Origin of the sequence: Variovorax sp. ZS18.2.2 (assembly GCF_024701975.1) — a bacterium.
Taxonomy (GTDB): Bacteria; Pseudomonadota; Gammaproteobacteria; order Burkholderiales; family Burkholderiaceae_C; genus Variovorax.
Genome location: NZ_JANLNM010000004.1, coordinates 17,330 through 35,035 on the forward strand (window position 1 = coordinate 17,330; position 17,706 = coordinate 35,035).

The 17,706-nt window shown below is 65.9% G+C and carries 13 protein-coding genes; 12 read left to right on the forward strand and 1 reads right to left on the reverse strand.

Features of this window, described 5'->3' with window-relative positions:
• The 12 genes from NU688_RS16905 to NU688_RS16960 all read left to right on the forward strand — a co-directional run bounded on the left by NU688_RS16905 (position 1) and on the right by NU688_RS16960 (position 16,999).
• Positions 1 to 1,161 carry a glycosyltransferase gene (locus tag NU688_RS16905; protein WP_257861897.1) on the forward strand — a complete coding sequence of 387 codons (1,161 nt, stop codon included), beginning with the start codon at positions 1 to 3 and terminating at the stop codon, positions 1,159 to 1,161.
• A 182-nt stretch (positions 1,162 to 1,343) separates the two neighbouring features.
• On the forward strand, positions 1,344 to 2,675 hold the full coding sequence (locus tag NU688_RS16910) for a glycosyltransferase family 2 protein (protein WP_257861898.1): 1,332 nt from the start codon (positions 1,344 to 1,346) through the stop codon (positions 2,673 to 2,675).
• A gap of 152 nt (positions 2,676 to 2,827) precedes the next feature.
• The gene (gene rfbF / locus NU688_RS16915) at positions 2,828 to 3,601 is read left to right on the forward strand and encodes a glucose-1-phosphate cytidylyltransferase (protein WP_257861899.1); all 774 of its coding nucleotides are present in this window, start codon (positions 2,828 to 2,830) and stop codon (positions 3,599 to 3,601) included.
• Positions 3,598 to 4,668 carry a CDP-glucose 4,6-dehydratase gene (gene rfbG, locus NU688_RS16920; RefSeq protein WP_257861900.1) on the forward strand — a complete coding sequence of 357 codons (1,071 nt, stop codon included), beginning with the start codon at positions 3,598 to 3,600 and terminating at the stop codon, positions 4,666 to 4,668. Before rfbF ends, rfbG begins: the two co-directional genes overlap by 4 nt.
• Entirely contained in the window at positions 4,655 to 5,215 is a 561-nt protein-coding gene (locus NU688_RS16925) for a dTDP-4-dehydrorhamnose 3,5-epimerase family protein (RefSeq protein WP_257861901.1), read from the forward strand. The genes rfbG and NU688_RS16925 overlap by 14 nt, the downstream gene beginning before the upstream one ends.
• Positions 5,212 to 6,438 (forward strand): class I SAM-dependent methyltransferase, encoded by a 1,227-nt coding sequence (locus NU688_RS16930; protein WP_257861902.1) that lies wholly within the window; start codon positions 5,212 to 5,214, stop codon positions 6,436 to 6,438. Before NU688_RS16925 ends, NU688_RS16930 begins: the two co-directional genes overlap by 4 nt.
• Entirely contained in the window at positions 6,435 to 7,277 is an 843-nt protein-coding gene (locus NU688_RS16935; RefSeq protein ID WP_257861903.1) for an NAD(P)-dependent oxidoreductase, read from the forward strand. Before NU688_RS16930 ends, NU688_RS16935 begins: the two co-directional genes overlap by 4 nt.
• On the forward strand, positions 7,277 to 8,341 hold the full coding sequence (locus NU688_RS16940) for a class I SAM-dependent methyltransferase (RefSeq protein WP_257861904.1): 1,065 nt from the start codon (positions 7,277 to 7,279) through the stop codon (positions 8,339 to 8,341). Before NU688_RS16935 ends, NU688_RS16940 begins: the two co-directional genes overlap by 1 nt.
• Positions 8,331 to 9,068, forward strand: coding sequence for a cephalosporin hydroxylase family protein (locus NU688_RS16945; RefSeq protein ID WP_257861905.1), 738 nt, complete (start codon positions 8,331 to 8,333; stop codon positions 9,066 to 9,068). Before NU688_RS16940 ends, NU688_RS16945 begins: the two co-directional genes overlap by 11 nt.
• Before the next feature lie 223 nt (positions 9,069 to 9,291).
• A complete protein-coding gene (gmd, locus tag NU688_RS16950; protein ID WP_257861907.1) occupies positions 9,292 to 10,329 on the forward strand; it encodes a GDP-mannose 4,6-dehydratase in 1,038 nt (345 codons plus the stop codon).
• A 70-nt stretch (positions 10,330 to 10,399) separates the two neighbouring features.
• Positions 10,400 to 12,940 (forward strand): glycosyltransferase, encoded by a 2,541-nt coding sequence (locus NU688_RS16955; protein ID WP_257861908.1) that lies wholly within the window; start codon positions 10,400 to 10,402, stop codon positions 12,938 to 12,940.
• Positions 12,941 to 12,982: 42 nt separating this feature from the next.
• Positions 12,983 to 16,999, forward strand: a complete 4,017-nt coding sequence (locus NU688_RS16960) for a glycosyltransferase (protein ID WP_257861909.1) — start codon at positions 12,983 to 12,985, stop codon at positions 16,997 to 16,999.
• On the opposite strand, the gene NU688_RS16965 is transcribed toward NU688_RS16960, so the two are convergent.
• Entirely contained in the window at positions 17,000 to 17,704 is a 705-nt protein-coding gene (locus NU688_RS16965; RefSeq protein ID WP_257861910.1) for an ABC transporter ATP-binding protein, read from the reverse strand. It lies immediately after the preceding gene.
• Positions 17,705 to 17,706 lie beyond the last annotated feature (2 nt).

Genomic DNA, 17,706 nt, shown 5'->3' on the forward strand with positions numbered 1-17,706 from the left:
ATGGCGGCAACTGACCACTCCAAGAATCCGGACTGCCTGATCGTCGGCCACCCGTATGCCGCCATCGGCATGGGTGCCCACTGCCGGGGCGTGGTGCGCTCGCTGGCCGCGGCGTACGGCAACCTGTCGGTGCACGATGTCTACAAGGTCACCCAGCCCATACCGCGGGAAGCCCGGGAGTTCGGCCCGCTGCTGACCGAGCAGTTCACGGCGCCCGTGCGGATCTTCTGCATCAACGGGGACGAGATCGATCCCGTGATCCGCACGATCGAGCAGAAGCTGCCGGGCGCGTTCGCCAGCGGCTACAACATCATCTATCCGATGTGGGAGCTGCCGAGGTATCCACAGGAGTGGGCGCGGCAGATCGAGCGATTCGACGAAGTGTGGTCGCCGTCGCTTCACGTGGATGCGGCCTTGCGCGCGGCGGTCGGCAAGCCGGTCGTCCACCTGCCCATTGCCGTCGAGCCGCGGGTTCACGAGCTCTTCGACCGCAAGTACTTCGGCATCCCGGAGTCGCGCTACACGATGCTCTTCTTCTTCGATGCGCTGTCCTACGCCAGCCGGAAGAATCCGTGGGCCGCGATCGACGTCTTCAAGCGCGTGCTCGCACAGAGGCCGCTGGCCAAGCTCCAGCTGGTGCTGAAGATCAACAACTCGGCGCGCGATGCGAAGTCGCTGGAGCGGCTCAAGGCCGAGATCGAACCCATCCACGACCGGGTCACGCTGATCGACAAGACGGTGTCCGAAGAGGAGGTCAAGAGCCTCGTGCGGGTGTGCGACTCCTTCCTCTCGCTGCACCGGGCCGAAGGCTTCGGTCTCGGGCCGGCGGAAGCCATGTTCTTCGACAAGCCGGCCATCGTGACGGCCTGGTCCGGCAACATGGACTACATGACGCCCGACAACTCGCTGGGCGTTCGCTACAACCTCGTCCCGCTGGTCGAGGGCGACTATCCGCACTGGCAGGACCAGGTGTGGGCCGATGCCGATCTGGACGACGCCGCGCAGAAGGTGCTCGCGCTCTTCGACGACCCTGAGTTCGGTCGGCAACTGGGCAGGCGCGCCGGCATCCACATGCGCACGCATTTCTCGCATCGCCGGCAGGGCCTGCGCTACCGCGAGCAACTGCAACGGATCGCGTTGACGCTCCCGCAGGAGCGTTGAGCGCGCGGCGCCCCGTGTGTGTTGCACGGGGAGTCGGAGCTCCCGAAAACAATCGCCCCTACCACGTATGTGCGACTTGTTGATGCAGGGGGCTCGCCAAGTGCGGGTTGCTTCCGTGAAAAATTATTGTTAACCAAGGTTCATGGATAGACTCCGCGCAACAAAAAACAAATGTTGTTGCGATGTTTCCTGCTACCCCGCGCACGATCGCCGTCGTCATACCCACGTTCAATCGGCAGGAGCGCCTTCGGCGTGCCGTGGAAAGCGTGCTGCAGGAAACGCGGGTTCCGATCGCCCTGCACATCTTCGACAACGCCTCCACCGATGAAACCGAGCGTTTTGCGCGCGAGCTGGCGGCACGCGATTCACGGGTGGTCTATGTGCGCAACGCCACCAACATCGGCGGGCATGCGAACTATGCGAAAGCGCTGGACAGCGTCGAGACGGCGTATTTCCTCCCGCTGGCCGACGACGACTATCTGCTGCCCGATTTCCTGCACGACGCCTACGGGATCCTCGAGGCGCACGAAAGCGTCGGCGCTGCCGTCTTCGTGACCCAAACGCGCACCGACGGCGGCGCCATCGGGATGACGTACCCGGAGCATCCCGACAAGATTCGGCTCGGCCTGGTGAACCCGCACGACCACATGCGCGACTGGCTGACCTACGGCCACTACAGCTGGAGCTCGGTGCTCTGGCGATCGAAGGTGCTCGCCGAGGTGGGCGCGCCCTACCTGCATGTGGGGCTGCCCAGCGACGTCGACTTCCAGGCCCAGATCTTCTGCGCGTACCCGGTCTACATCGTGAACAGGCTCGGCGCCGTCTACACGCAGCACGACGACCAGGCCAGCATGGGGTACGACCTGTCGCACATCAAGTCCTGGGGGGCGCTCTTCAAGCGCCTGGACCGCGCGGTCCTCGATCGCGGTCTCTTCCCGGTAGAGGAGTACCTGCCGCTGCGCGCGAAAGTGCAGCAGCGCTACAGGAGCATCTGGAACATCGCCGCCAAGGAAGAACTCGATTCGCGGCAGCTGGTGTCGTCCGCCTCCGCGGCCGGGTTCCGGCTGGGTGACTGGCCATTGGCGTTTTCGCTCATCGACACCCTCGCCGCAAAGCCTCGCGCTCCGGGGCCGGACGGCGTTGACGACACCTCGGTTCTGCTGCTGCCCGAAGACGTCGTTGCCGAGAGCGCGGCGCCGGATCGGCCGCAGGGATTTCTCGCGTCGGTGCTGTGGAGCTTCAAGGCGGCCAGCGCGGTGATCGCTTCGGCAAAGCGCACCGCGGCGACAAAGGAGCAGGCCCTGTCCGAACAGAAGGTGCTCGCCGCGCAATGGCAGCAGACCTGCGTCGCCCTGGAATCCAGCCTCGCCGACCAGACCGCGCAGACCGCGGCTGCGCGCGCAGAGGCCGATGCCTGGCGCTCTAAGTTTGAAGTCATCGACGCCAGGGTGTCGGTGCTTCAGGGCGGATTGCTCTTCAGAATCCTGCGCAAGCTCCGCCTGATGCGGCTCTAATGCCGGAAAAACCGCGGTTCACGGCGCGGGTCCGGCGCACAATGTCGCCCCATGAAATCCGTGAACATGATGAATGCCATTGGCGGCATGCGCGCAGCCAGTGAAGCCGAGGCCCGCTGGCTGCCGGGCTACCCCGAGAAGGCGCTCCCCCCATGAAGGCCGTCATCCTCGCGGGCGGCCTGGGCACCCGGATTTCGGAAGAAACCCACCTGAAGCCCAAGCCGATGGTGGAGATCGGTGCCAAGCCCGTGCTCTGGCACATCATGAAGCTCTACTCGGCCTACGGCATCAACGACTTCGTCATCTGCTGTGGCTACAAGGGCTACATGATCAAGGAGTACTTCGCCAACTACTTCCTTCACATGTCCGACGTCACCTTCGACATGCGCAGCAACCAGATGCATGTCCACCAGCGCAAGGCCGAGCCCTGGCAGGTGACGCTGGTCGACACCGGCGAAGACACGATGACCGGCGGGCGCCTCAAGCGGGTGGCCGAATTCGTGCGCGATGAAGAGGCCTTCTGCTTCACCTACGGAGACGGCGTCGCGGACATCGACATCGGCAAGCTGATCGCATTCCACCGCAACCACGGACGCCTGGCGACGGTCACCGCCGTGCAGCCGGCCGGACGCTACGGCGCGCTGGAGCTCGATGGCGATGCGGTGCGTGGCTTCGTCGAAAAGCCGCGCGGCGACGGCGGCTGGATCAACGGCGGCTTCTTCGTGCTGTCCCCGCAGTGCCTGGACTACATCGACGGCGACCGCGCCAGCTGGGAGGGCGAGCCCCTGGCCCAGATTGCAAAGGACGACCAGTTGCGCGCCTTCGAACACGCGGGCTTCTGGCAGCCGATGGACACGCTGCGCGACAAGATGCACCTCGAGCAGCTGTGGGCGACCCAGGCCGCACCTTGGAAGGTGTGGGCGTGAACACAGCGTTCTGGCGTGGCAAGCGGGTCCTGGTCACGGGGCACACGGGCTTCAAGGGCAGTTGGCTGGCGCTCTGGCTCCAGGCCGCCGGCGCCGAGGTTCACGGTTACTCGCTGGCACCGCCGACGGCAACCAACCTGTTCACGCAGGCCCGTGTCGCCGATCTCCTGGCGGGGCACACGCTGGGCGATGTTCGCGATCTCGGGGGGCTGCAGCAGGCCGTTCGGCAAGCCGCGCCGGAGATCGTCTTCCACCTGGCCGCGCAATCCCTGGTTCGCCCTTCCTACAAGGACCCGGTGGAAAGCTATGCCACCAACGTCATGGGCACCGTGCACCTGCTCGAAGCGGTGCGCGCTTGTGCCGGTGTCCGGGCCGTTGTCAGCGTCACGACGGACAAGGTCTACGAGAACCGCGAATGGCATTGGGGCTACCGCGAAGACGAGCCCCTCGGCGGACTGGACCCCTATGCCAGCAGCAAGGCGTGCGCCGAACTCGTGACCTCCGCCTACCGCGCATCCTTTCTCGCGCAGGCCGGCGTGGCCGTGGCCACCGCGCGTGCGGGCAATGTGATCGGCGGGGGCGACTGGGCCGACGACCGCCTGGTGCCCGATTTCTTTCGCGCCACCGACAAGGCCCTGTCGCTGGAGGTGCGCCATGTCGGTGCCACGCGGCCATGGCAGCACGTGCTGGAGCCGCTCGGCGGCTACCTGCTGCTGGCGGAACGCCTGGCGAGCGGCGACCCCGCATTCGCAGAGGCCTGGAACTTCGGCCCCGGCGACGACGATGCGGTGCCGGTGCGCGACCTGCTGGACCGGCTTGCGCGCCGCGTGCCCGGTGCGCAATGGCGGGAAACATCCCCCGGCACCGTGCACGAGGCCAACTACCTGAAGCTCGACAGCAGCAAGGCGCGCGCGGCGCTGGGCTGGCGTCCCCGCTGGATGCTCGACGAGGCGCTCGACAGGACGGTCGAATGGCATCGGGCCTGGCGCGCGGGTGAAGACATGCAGAAGGTCTGCCGCTCGCAGATCGCGGCCTACCAGGGCGACGGCCAGCATGGCCAGGTTTGATGTCCGCGCGACGCCACTCGCGGGCGTGATGCGCGTCCAGCGCCAGAAGCTCGAAGACGCGCGCGGTTTCTTCAGCCGCTTCTTCTGCGCGGAGGAGTTGGGCGCCGCGGGGTTCTCCGAGCCCATCGCCCAGATCAACCATACGCTGACCCGCCGGCGTGGATCGGTGCGCGGGCTGCATTTCCAGCATCCGCCGCACGCGGAGGACAAGCTGGTGAGTTGCCTGCGCGGTGAGATCTTCGACGTTGCGGTCGACCTGCGCCGGGGCTCGCCGACCTTCCTGCAGTGGCACGGCGAAATACTGAGCGCCGAGAACGCCACGAGCCTGCTCATCCCCAAGGGCTTTGCCCACGGCTTCCAGACGCTCGGCGACGACGCCGAACTGCTGTATCTTCATTCGGCGCCGTATGCTGCGGCGGCCGAGGGCGCGCTGAACGCCCGCGACCCCGCGCTCGCCATCGCCTGGCCCCTCGCGTTTGGCGACATGTCCGACCGCGATGCCAGTCATCCCTTCATCACCGCCGAGTTCACGGGTCTTCCTGGATGAAATGCCGCCACTGTCACGCCGAGCTGAGTCTGCCGTTCATCGATCTGGCGACGGCGCCGCCTTCCAACGCGTACCTGCACGCCGATCAGCTGAACGCGCCTGAAAAGTGGTACCCCCTGCGTGTCTTCACCTGCACGCAATGCTGGCTGGTGCAGACCGACGACTACGCGCACCACGCCGATCTTTTTTCCAGCGAGTACGCCTACTTCAGCTCTTTTTCTTCCAGCTGGCTCGCGCATTCGCAGCGCTATGTCCGCGACATGGTCCAGCGCTTTGCACTGGATCGCAACGCCCATGTGATCGAGGTCGCGGCCAACGACGGCTACCTGCTGCAGTACGTGCGGGACGCCGGCATTCCGTGCCTGGGCATCGAGCCGACGGCGAGCACCGCGAAGGCCGCGCGCGAGAAAGGCATCGAGATCGTCGAGGAGTTCTTTGGCGTGGCGTTGGCCGAGCGGCTCGTCGCCGCCGGCAAGAGCGCCGACCTGACCGCCGCGAACAATGTGCTGGCCCACGTGCCGAACATCAACGACTTCGTCGCAGGCTTTGCCACGGTCCTCAAGCCGCAGGGCGTGGCCACCTTCGAGTTTCCGCATCTGCTGCGGCTGGTGTCGGAGTGCCAGTTCGACACGATCTATCACGAGCATTTCTCGTACCTCTCGCTCACGTCGGTGTGCCGGATGTTCGAGGCGAACGGGCTCGGCGTGTTCGATGTCGAGCAACTCGAAACCCACGGCGGCAGCCTGCGCGTGTTTGCACAGCGGCGGGATACGGGCCAGCGTACGGTCGAACCCGCTGTGTCCCGGGTGCTGGCAATGGAGCGCGCGGCGGGCGTCGCGACTTCCGACTACTACGCGGGCTTCCAGCAACGTGCCGACGATGTGCGCGATGGACTGATGTCGTTCCTGATCGAAGCGCGGCGCGCGGGCAAGCGCACCGGCGCCTATGGCGCCGCGGCCAAGGGCAACACGCTGCTCAACTACGCGGGTGTTCGCGCCGGCCTGCTGCCGTGGGTGGTGGACCGCAACCCGGCCAAGCAGGGGCTCTTCATGCCCGGCAGCCGTATTCCGATCGTCGATGAAGCACACCTGAAACGTGAGCGACCGGACTACGTGCTGATCCTGCCGTGGAACCTCAAGGCCGAGGTCATGGATCAGCTGGCCTATATCCGCGAGTGGGGCGGCCGGTTCGTATGGGCGGTGCCCGGGATCGAAGTCTCATGAAGATCGCGGTCACTGGCGCCAGCGGCTTCGTGGGACGCCACGTGCTGCAGGCGCTTGCCCGCACCGACGACGTCGAGGTGGTGGCGGCTTCGCGCGGCCCTGCCGGTGACTGGCTCCCGATCGGCATGCGGCATGTCCTGCTCGACATTGCCGCGCCGGCCACTGAGGCGTTCTCGAAGCTCGGGCGCCCCGACGTGGTGATGCATCTGGCCTGGGACGGCTTGCCCAACTACCAGGCGCTGCATCATTTCGAGCTGCAGCTGGGGCAGCAGTACCGCTTCCTTCGCGGTCTTGTCGATGCAGGCCTGCCATCGCTGCTGTGCACCGGCACCTGCTTCGAGTACGGCATGCAATCGGGCGAGCTGCACGAGTCGCTGGCGACCGACCCGCGCAATCCCTACGGCTTTGCCAAGGACGCCTTGCGACGCGAGCTCGAGTTCCTGCGCGATGGCAGCAAGCTCCAGCTGACCTGGGCACGCCTTTTCTACATGCATGGCGAAGGGCAGGCGCCCAACTCGCTCTACAGCCAGTTCATGGCGGCAGGCCTTCGCGGCGACGATGTTTTCAGGATGTCGGGCGGCGAGCAGTTGCGCGACTATCTGCATGTTTCAGCGGTCGCTTCAGCGCTGGTCGCGCTGGCGTGCCGTACCACCGGAGCGGGCGTCGTCAATGTCTGCGCGGGGCGCCCCATATCGGTCCGCGCACTGGTCGAGGGATGGCTCGCGACGCACCAATGGCCCATGAAACTGGCGCTCGGACACTTCCCCTATCCCACCTACGAACCGATGGCGTTCTGGGGAAGCAACGCGCGATTGACGCAATGCCTGGAGAACCGTTGATGGACCGTGAATTGCTCCGTGTCGAAGACCTGCCGGTGCTTCAGAACAAGGTCTACCCGCATGCCAAAGCGGCTCGCAGTGCGCCCAGAGGGCGCATGGTGCTCGCCCAGAGCCAGGCCAACGGCCTGATCTTCAACAGCGCATTCGATCCCGATCTGCTGAGCTACGACGCCGACTACCAGAACGAGCAGGCCTGCTCACCCGTGTTCCGCGAGCACCTGGACAACGTGCTCGATATCGTCCGGCGCCATTTCCGCACGCCTTCGTTGATCGAGGTCGGCTGTGGCAAGGGCTATTTCCTGGCGCATCTGCGCGCGGCGGGCTACGACGCCACCGGCATCGACCCGGCCTACGAGGGCGACAGCCCGCATGTCGTCAAGGCGGCCTTTTCCGAGGCGCTCGGCATGACCGCCGATGCCATCGTGCTGCGGCATGTGCTGGAACACATCCAGGATCCGCTGTCATTTCTCCATGCGGTGGCCCGTGCCAATGGCGGGCAGGGAAAAATCTACATCGAGGTGCCTTGCTTCGACTGGATCTGCGAGCGGCGTGCCTGGTTCGACATCTTCTACGAGCACGTGAACTACTTTCGCGCGGCGGACTTCCGGCGCATGTTCGGCCAGATCGAAGAGATGGGCCATCTCTTCGGCGGCCAGTACCAGTACGTCGTGGCGGACCTGTCGACCTTGCAGGATCTCGCCCCCGAAGCGAGCGAGTTCGCGCTACCCGGAGATTTTCTGGGCGGCATCGAACGAAGCAAGGCGCTCGCACGCAGCACCGAAGGCCCGAAGGCCATCTGGGGTGCATCGTCGAAGGGCGTGATCTTTGCGCACCATCTGGAGCGCGAGGGCATCACGCTGGACCTCGCGATCGACATCAATCCCGTCAAGCAGCAGAGGTACATGGCCGGCACCGGCCTCAAAATCCTCTCGCCGTCGGACGCGCTCCAGGCCCTTCCCGCGAATTCGCTGGTGTTCGTGATGAACTCCAATTACTTCAATGAGATCGCGCAGCAGTCTCATCACCGATTCCATCTCGTCAAGGTAGATCAACATGACTTTTGAAGCAGAGGTCGCGCAACGCGTCGCGGCCAACGAAACCAACCTGACGCTCAAGAAGGACGCGCAGAACCTGATGAATTCGTCCATCAGGGCCGGCTACTCGTACAACTTCTCGTGGATGGGGCGGCCGGTCATCCAGTACCCGCAGGACCTGGTGGCGATGCAGGAGATCATCTGGCAGGTGCAACCCGACCTGATCATCGAGACCGGCATTGCGCACGGCGGATCGCTGATCTTTTCGGCCGCGATGCTCGAGCTCAATGCCGCCTGCGGCGGACCGGGGGACGCGAAGGTCCTGGGGCTCGACATCGACATCCGCGCGCACAACCGCCAGGCGATCGAGGCGCATCCGATGTCCCGCCGCATCTCGATGATCGAAGGCTCCAGCACCGCGCCGGAGGTGATCGAGCAGGTGCGGCAGTTCGCATCGGGCAGGAAGAGCGTGCTGGTCTGCCTCGACAGCAACCACACCCACGCCCACGTGCTGGCGGAACTGGAGGCCTACGCGCCCCTGGCGACGGTCGGCAGCTACTGCGTGGTGTTCGACACCATCGTGGAAGACCTCCCCAAGGAGATGTACCCCGACCGCCCCTGGGGTCCGGGCGACAACCCGAAAACGGCCGTCCACGAATACCTGAAGACACATCCGGAGTTCGAGATCGACCGCGCGGTCGACCACAAGCTGATGATCAGCGTGGCTCCCGATGGGTACCTGAAACGGGTTCGTTGAGTCGCGCGCTAAGGCAGAAGATCGGAGGATTGGGCAGAAACGTCACACGTATTACGTTTTTCTGACAGCCATCTGGTGCGCAGGCGCGTTGTTGTTGTCGTGGCGCGGCTTTCGAGGCGCATTCCAGGTCGCCAGATTGGTGCGCCGCCTCGGCGGGGAGCGCAATGCATTGCGGCACAATCACACGCCCTGCCCCTGAACTGAAGAAGATTCGAGATTGAATATGAAAAAGCACGCAGTAGTCACCGGTATTACAGGTCAGGACGGCGCTTATCTGGCCCAACTGCTCTTGAGCAAGGGCTATGTCGTGCACGGCACATTCCGTCGCACCAGTTCCGTCAACTTCTGGCGGATCGAGGAATTGGGCATTCAAGACGATCCCAACCTCAAGCTCGTGGAGCACGACCTCACCGATCTCGGAAGCTCGCTGACGCTCATCAAGGAAGCCAAGCCGCACGAGGTCTACAACCTGGCGGCGCAGAGCTTCGTGGGCGTGAGCTTCAACCAGCCCGACGCCACGGCGCAGATCACCGGCATGGGCGCGCTCCACCTGCTCGAAGCCATCCGCCTCACCGACCGCGGCATTCGCTTCTACCAGGCGTCCACCTCCGAGATGTTCGGCAAGGTGCAGGCGATTCCCCAGGTCGAGGAAACCCCCTTCTATCCCCGCAGCCCCTACGGCGTCGCCAAGCTCTTTGCGCACTGGATGACGATCAACTACCGCGAGAGCTACGACATCTTCGGCAGCAGCGGCATCCTGTTCAACCACGAGAGTCCGCTGCGCGGCCGCGAATTCGTGACCCGCAAGATCACCGACTCCGTGGCCAAGATCAAGCTGGGCAAGCTCGAGGTGCTGGAGCTGGGCAACCTTGGCGCCAAGCGGGACTGGGGCTTCGCCAAGGAATACGTCGAAGGCATGTGGCGGATGCTGCAGGTCGACGAAGCCGATACCTTCGTCTTGGCCACCAACCGGACCGAGACGGTGCGGCACTTCGTCGATCTCGCGTTCAAGGCGGCAGGCTACGAGCTGCGCTTCGAAGGCGAGGAGCAGAACGAAGTCGGCATCGACATCGCCAGCGGCAAGACGATGGTCAGGGTGAACCCGAAGTTCTATCGGCCGTCCGAAGTGGATTTGCTGATCGGCAATCCGGAGCGGGCGAAGCGAAAGCTCGGCTGGGAGCCTAAGACAACGCTCGAACAACTCTGCACGATGATGGTGGAAGCAGACCTTCGCCGCAACAAGAGCGGTCACTCGTTCTGACAGTGGCCGGATCGTCCGGCCCGCACGTCCGCAACGCGGAACAGGCGCACCAAGACGCCGAAGGAAAAGAATGGTGATCAACGAACTCAAGAAGGTTGTCCGACGCTTGGGAAGGCAGGCGCGCAACCTGGGAAAGAGCCTGGGCTCCAGGGCTTCCATCGTTCGTGGAATCCGGGAGCAGGGACTGTTCGACGCCGACTTCTATCGCCGCGAGTACCCCGTCGTTGCCGCAGGAGCGTCCGATCCGCTGCAGCATTACCTCGCGCACGGGTGGAAGCACGCCATGGAGCCCTCGGACCGGTTCTCGGTGCGGGCCTACCTCGGCAGGAATCCCGACGTGCGGCAGGCAGGGCTCGATCCGCTGGCCCACTGGGTGCGCTACGGCAAGACGGACGGCCGCATCCTTCCGCAGGCGTCGATCGCCGAGACCCCATGGTTCGAGGACGACAGGCTGTACCCGCTGCCCGACGACGTGGTGCACTACGAATTGATGGCCGGCCGTGCGTACTTCGGCGGTGCGGGCTTCGACTTCGCGCAGCGCGAAGCCGGTGCCACGGTCGTCGAGGCGGCCAGGGCGATGGCATCGAGAACGCCGCTTCTGACCATCGATGCCGCATCGCCCAAGGTCTCGATCGTCATCCCGGTGTACGGGCAGACGCACTTCGCGCTCAATTGCCTCGACTCGCTCGCGCGGCTGCGCTCGAAGTATTCGGTCGAGGTGATCGTGGCGGACGATGCATCGCCCGCGGCCGCGCGCACGGACGTGCTCAAGAGCATTCCCTGGATCCGCTACGAGCGCCGCGCCGAGAACGGCGGTTTTCTCGAATGCTGCAATTCGACCGTGCAGCTGGCGCGGGGCGAAATCATCGTCCTGCTGAACAGCGACACGCGGGTGCTCGACGGCTGGTTGGACGAACTCGTCGAGGCTTTCGACCTGTTTCCCAAGGCCGGCATGGTCGGCTCGAAGCTGTTCAACGACGACGCCACGTTGCAAGAGGCCGGCGGCATCTTCTGGCGCGACGGGTCCGCCCACAACTACGGCCGCGGCGACGATCCCAACCGGCCGCAGTACTGCTTCGCGCGCCAGGCCGACTTCATTTCGGGCGCCTCCATCGCGATCCGCAAATCGGTCTGGGATGCGATGGGCGGCTTCGATCCGGTCTACAAGCCGGCGTACTGCGAGGACGCCGACCTGGCATTCCGGTTGCGCCGCGCCGGCTACGAGGTGTGGTTCGTTCCCACGTCGCGCGTCATCCATTACGAAGGCATCACCCACGGGCGCGACGTCACGCAGGGCATCAAGGCCTACCAGGTCACCAACCTGCAGAAGTTCGCCGAACGCTTCCGTGCCGAACTGGTCGCGCACCCGCAGCCGGGTTCGAGCTCGGTGCGCGCGGCCAGCTGGCGCTGCGGGCAGAACATCCTCTTCGTCGATGCACTGACACCCACGCCGGACCAGGATTCGGGCTCGATCGTGACCAACGAGGTCATGGCCTCCTACCGCGAGGCCGGTTTCGGCGAGAGCTTCTTCCCGCTTCATTCGCCGTACTGGTCGAAGAAGTACACGGCCGCGCTGCAGCGCCGGGGTGTGTGCTGCCACTACAAGCCGTTTTCCAGCGACGTCGGCGAGGTGCTCGATCTCGACAATTGCTTCGACTACGCGCTGCTGTACCGCTACAACGTGGCGCAGGCGATCCACGGGGAACTGCGCGAAAAGGCGCCGGCCACGCGCGTGCTGTTCGCCAACGTCGACCTTCATTTCCTGCGCGAAGCGCGTGCGGCCGAGAACGCCAACGATCAACTGGCGCTCCTGCGTTCCGAGTCCACCAAGAAGAACGAACTCGAGATGTTCCTGCGTGCGGATGCCTCGTTCGTCCACACGCAGATCGAGAGGGACGTGATCCAGGCTGCCGTGCCCCGCGCGCTCGACAACATGGTCGTGCTGCCCTGGATCTCGGAGGTCTTTCGCGACACCCCGGGCTTCGCGAACCGCGCGGACATCATGTTCCTGGGCAACTTTCCGCACGCGCCCAACGTCGACTCCATGCTGTTCTTCATGCAGTCGATCTGGCCCGTGCTGCAGCGCGACCTGCCGGCGCACGCCAGGCTCCTGGTCGTCGGCAACCAGCCGCCGAAGGAGGTGCAGGACCTGGCGTCGGAGCGCGTCATCGTGACGGGTTTCGTGGAAGAGCTCGCACCGTACTTCCTGACGTCCCGCGTGTTCGTGGCGCCGCTGCGCTACGGGGCCGGCATCAAGGGAAAGCTGGTGACCGCGCTGGCCCATGGCGTTCCGAGCGTGGCGACCCGGATCGCCGCGGAAGGCATCGCGACGTCGGAAGAAGGCCATCTTTCGATCACGGACGATCCCGCACAATTTGCCGCCGAGGTGCTGCGCATCTACCAGGACGATGCGTCGTGGCTGCGCATGCGCGAGGCCGGACTGGCCTATGTCGAGCAGCACTATTCGAGAGCGGCGACCCAGACGCTGTGCCTGCAGGCGCTGGCCACCGCGGACAAGGTCTGGGCCGCGCGGCAGGCGCACCAGCGACAGCGGTTCTTCGAAGCGATCATGAGGGAGAACGGTGAATTCGAACCGACCCGGACCGATTGAGAAATTCGTGCGTTTTCATATTCGAGTCGTCACGCCTTTTCAATGAACAAGAACGAATCGATCCCGAATCGCCCCGCCCACGAGGGGCCGGTGGCCGCCGATGACGTCGAGAAGATCGAAGGCGGCAGCGCGTCCGCGTTCGAGGCCTTGCTCGATGCGGCGAACGAGCGGGCGAACGCTGCGCTGACGCAGCAGCGCGAGATCCAGAACTCGATCTCCTGGCGCATCACGGCGCCGCTGCGCAAGGCGGCCGACGCGATGCCGGAGCCCGTGCGCGCCAACCTGCGGCGCGGCGCAAAGGCCGCATGGTGGGCGCTGACGCCCTGGCGCATGCCCGAGCGGCTGCGCGCCCTGCGCATGAAGCGTCCGGAGGAGGAATCGCTCGGCGGAACGCCCGATCCCGAGGATGCCTATGGCGCGTGGGTCGCCGGCACCGAGACCCGGTCGTCTGTCGCCGGCGATGCGTCCCAGGCGCCGCAGCTGTCTTTTCTCCTGGCCGCGGAGCGCGATCCCGAGGCGCTGCTGCGAACGCTCGCGTCGCTGCGCTCCCAGGCCTCCAGGCGCTGGGAGGCCCTGGTCGCGGTCGAGACCGGCGATGCGGGGGCGGCCCTCCAGTCCGTGCTGGACACGCTGCTGGCCAAGGACCCGCGCATCGTCCGCATCGCGGTCCCGAAGGGCTCGCGCTCGCGGAGCCTGGCCGCCTGCGCGGCACAGGCCACGGGCGAGTTCGTCGCCCTGCTCGAGGCCGGCGACATCGTGGCGGCGGGCGCACTCGACGAAATCGCCTGTGCACTGGCACGCGCGCCGCACAGCGACATCGTCTACGGCGACGAGGACGAGATCTCCGCAGAGGGGTTTCGCCAGAACCCGTACTTCAAGCCCGGCTGGTCGCCGGACCTGCTCTATGCCTTCAACTACTTCGGGCGCCTGACGCTGTTGCGCGCGAGCGTGCTCCAGGCGGCGGGCGGCATCGATCCGACCCTCGAGGCCGGCGTCGAATGGGACCTCAACCTGAGGGCGAGCGAACAGGCCGGCATCGTCACCCGCATTCCCAAGGTGTTGTGCCACCGGAAGACCGGCGGCAACCGGGAGCGCGCCGGCCCCGGGACCCCGGAGGCGGCCGGACACCGCGAGGCGCTGCGCAGGCACTGGGTGCGCCATGGCGTCGATGCCGCCATCGAGACGCAGCCCGACGGCACGCAGCGAGCCACCTGGGCGCTGGCCCATCAGCCGCTGGTGTCGATCATCGTCCCGACCAAGGACAAGGTCGACCTGCTGCGAATCTGCATCGACGGACTGCTGGCGGGCACCGATTACGGCAACACCGAGATCATCCTGGTGGACACCGGCTCGGTCGAACTCCAGACGCAGGCCTACTACGAAGAGCTCCGGCACCACACGCAGGTGTCGATCGTTCACTTCAGCAAGAAATTCAACTACTCGGCGGCATGCAACCACGGCGCGTCGTTTGCGCGCGGCGAGCTGCTGCTGTTCCTCAACAACGACATCGAGGTCCTGTCCCGCGACTGGCTCCAGGAGATGGTGCGCTTTGCCCAGCGCCCGGGGGTCGGTGTCGTGGGCACGCAGCTTCTCTATCCCGACGGGCAACTGCAGCACGGCGGCGTCGGCGTGGGGATCCACCTGTGCGGGCTCATGTACCGCTCGGCCGAGAGCGCAGCGTGGGGCGTGTTCGGGTCCGCGGGCCATCCGCGCAACTGGCTCGCCATCATGGGCGCGTGCCAGCTGGTGAGCCGCGAGGCCTTCGAGCGCGTCGGCGGATTCGACGAGGCCTACCTGGTGGCCTGCAGCGATGTTGCGCTGTGCCTGAACATCTGGCGCGCGGGTTACCGCACGGCCTATGCGCCGCATGCCCGGCTGCGGCATCACGAAGGTGCGACGCGCGGTACGGTCAATCCGACGCTCGACATGCAGCGCCTCGCCGACGATATCCGCCTGCTGGGCATCGACGAAGACCCCTACCTGCACCCGGAGCTTGATGCCCGCGAGCCGATTCCCGCGCTGCGGCTGGGCGGCGCACCCACGGTGCGCGAGAGCCTCATGGCCGACACGCGCGCGCTCGGTTCGCTGATGCTGCCAGCCACGGTGCTCGACCTGTCCAACGACCGCACCTGCCTGGAGGCCGCGGGCCTGCCGAGGGAGGATGTGGTGTGGGCCCCGGAGCCCTCGCACCGCATCGCCGACACATGGTCCGCGGCACGCTGGTGCCTCGACCTGCTGCGCACCCGCCCCGACATCGCCCGGCGCTTTCCGCAGGCGCTGTCCGGTGGCACCGACGGTGAATTCGGTCGCTGGATCGCGCACGAAGGCGGCAAGGCGCTGCACCTGTCAGACAGCGCGCGAGACCTCGTGGCGGGCTGCCTGTCGATGGACCTTGGCGCGCGCGCGCGCCAGACTTACCTTTTCCACGACGACATCAAGACCCCATTGCCCCACGGCCTGCTGCCGACGGGGCAGTTCGAGCTGTTCCAGTGGTTCATGCGGCAGGGCCGCCAGGCCACGGGCCTGCGGCTCGAAGAAGTCTGGTGGCTGTTGCGCGAGGCATCGGAGCAGCCCGCTGTCGAGTTGCTGCGGGCCTATGCCTTCGCACCCGCCTGGCAAACGCTCTATCCGGACGGCCTCACCATTTTCGGTCGGCGCGCGTTCGCGGCCTGGTTCGGCGCGACCTACCGCGTGAAGGATGCATGGGTCGATCCGGCGCACTGGCGCGTGGACATGACGCCCGCGGCGCAGATCCGGATGGCCTACCTGGCCCGCGAGGACTGGCGCCTGCAACATCCGCGCGCGCTCGACGATGCGCGCCATGCCGCTGCGTTGATCGAATGGCTGGCCGCGCCCGCCGCGGCGCAGCCGGCCGAGGTCGCCGCATGGTGCGCCGCGCTCGACACCGCACAGGTCGCGGCGGAAATGGTCGTGCCCGGGGTCAACGTGATCGGGCACTTCTCCTATCCCTCGGGATTGCGCGTCTCGGTCGAGGCGCTGGTCGAAGGCCTGCAGCGCGTGGGCGTGAAGACCTCGCTGCGCGATCTCAAGACCGACCGCAAGGACGATCCGACGCATGCGAAGTTCGATGGCTTCGAGGATTTCGGGACCACGCTGATCCACGCGCAGCCCGAGCCCTTTTTCGACCTGGCGTTCGCTCGCAGCGATCTCCACGAGCGCTCGCCGCGCACCTATCGCATCGGCTACTGGTACTGGGAGTTCGATTCCATTCCCGATTCGTGGGTGGCGCACGCCGAGAAGGTCGACGAGGTCTGGGCGGCCACCGAGTTCGTGGCGCGCGGCCTGCGCGCCCGGCTGGCGCAGCCGGTGCGCACGCTGTTCCCGGGCGTGAAGCTCGGCCCCTTCGAGCGACGTCCGCGCTCGCATTTCGGCCTCAGGGACGAGCCCTACACCTTCCTGTTCACCTTCCACATGATGAGCGTCATGGAGCGGAAGAACCCCATCGGGCTCATCCGTGCCTTCACGCGCGCCTTCGGTGCCGACGACACGGTGCAACTGGTGCTCAAGACCTCCTTCGGCGATCGCCATCCGCAGCAGTTCGAGGCCCTGCAGGCGGCGGCCGCCGCGGCGGCCAACGTGACGATCATCAACGAGGTGTACAGCCCCGAGGACGTGCTCTCGCTGATGGATGCCTGCGATGCGTACGTGTCGCTGCATCGCAGCGAGGGCCTGGGCCTCACCATGGCGGAAGCCATGCTCATGGGCAAGCCCGTCATTGCCACCAACTTCTCGGGCAACGTCGACTTCATGGACAGCAGCAACAGCCTGCTGGTGGACTACGAACTCGTGAAGCTGGGCAAGTCGATCCCGCCCTACGACGCGCACCTCGAATGGGCCGAGCCCTCCGAGGCGCATGCCGCCGAACTGATGCGGCGCGTGTTCGACGACCAGGCCTGGGCGGCCGAGTTGGGGGCCGCGGCCAAGGCCAGTGCCGAGCGCGCGCTGTCGCTCGACGTTGCCGGGCAAAAGGCCGCGGACCGGCTGGCCGAGATCAGGGCGCAGCAGCGGGACGCCCGCAACGGGCGCCGCGACGACTGATCAGGAAACCTCGACGATCCGCCCGTGCTCCATGTGGATCACGCGGTTGCATTCCTTGGCGATCAGTTCCGATGAGTGCGAGGCCAGCACCAGGATGCCGGACTTGGACACCACGTCGCGCATGCGCTTCTCGGCCTTTTCGGTGAACTCGGCATCACCGACCGAGAGCCATTCGTCCATCAGCAGGATGTCGGCCTCGACGCTGGTCGAGATCGAGAACGCCAGCCGCATCATCATGCCGGTGGAGTAGGTGCGAACGGGCATGTTGACGTACTCGCCCAGGCCGCTGAACTCGCAGATATCGTCGGTGAGCCGATCGACCGCCTTCTTGCTCATGCCCATCACGAGGCCGCGCAGCATGATGTTCTCGATGCCGGTGGCGTCCATCTCGATGCCGAGCGACGGGTCGATCAGGCTCGCCACCGAGCCCTGCCGGGTGAATTCGCCGGAGGAGGGTTCATATACGCCTGCGAGCGTGCGCAGCAGCGTGGACTTGCCCGCGCCGTTGTGGCCAACGAGGCCCAGCCGGTCGCCGCTCTTGAGCTCGATGTTGATGCCGCTGAGCGCCTGCACCACGGTGACGCCGGTTTCCTTGCCGAAGCGTCCACCGGTGACCGATGCCGCCAGCGTCTTCTTGAGCGATGCCGCGCCGGCTCCGTAGATCGGGAAATTGACGGCGACGTTTTTGAGAGAGATGAATGCCATGG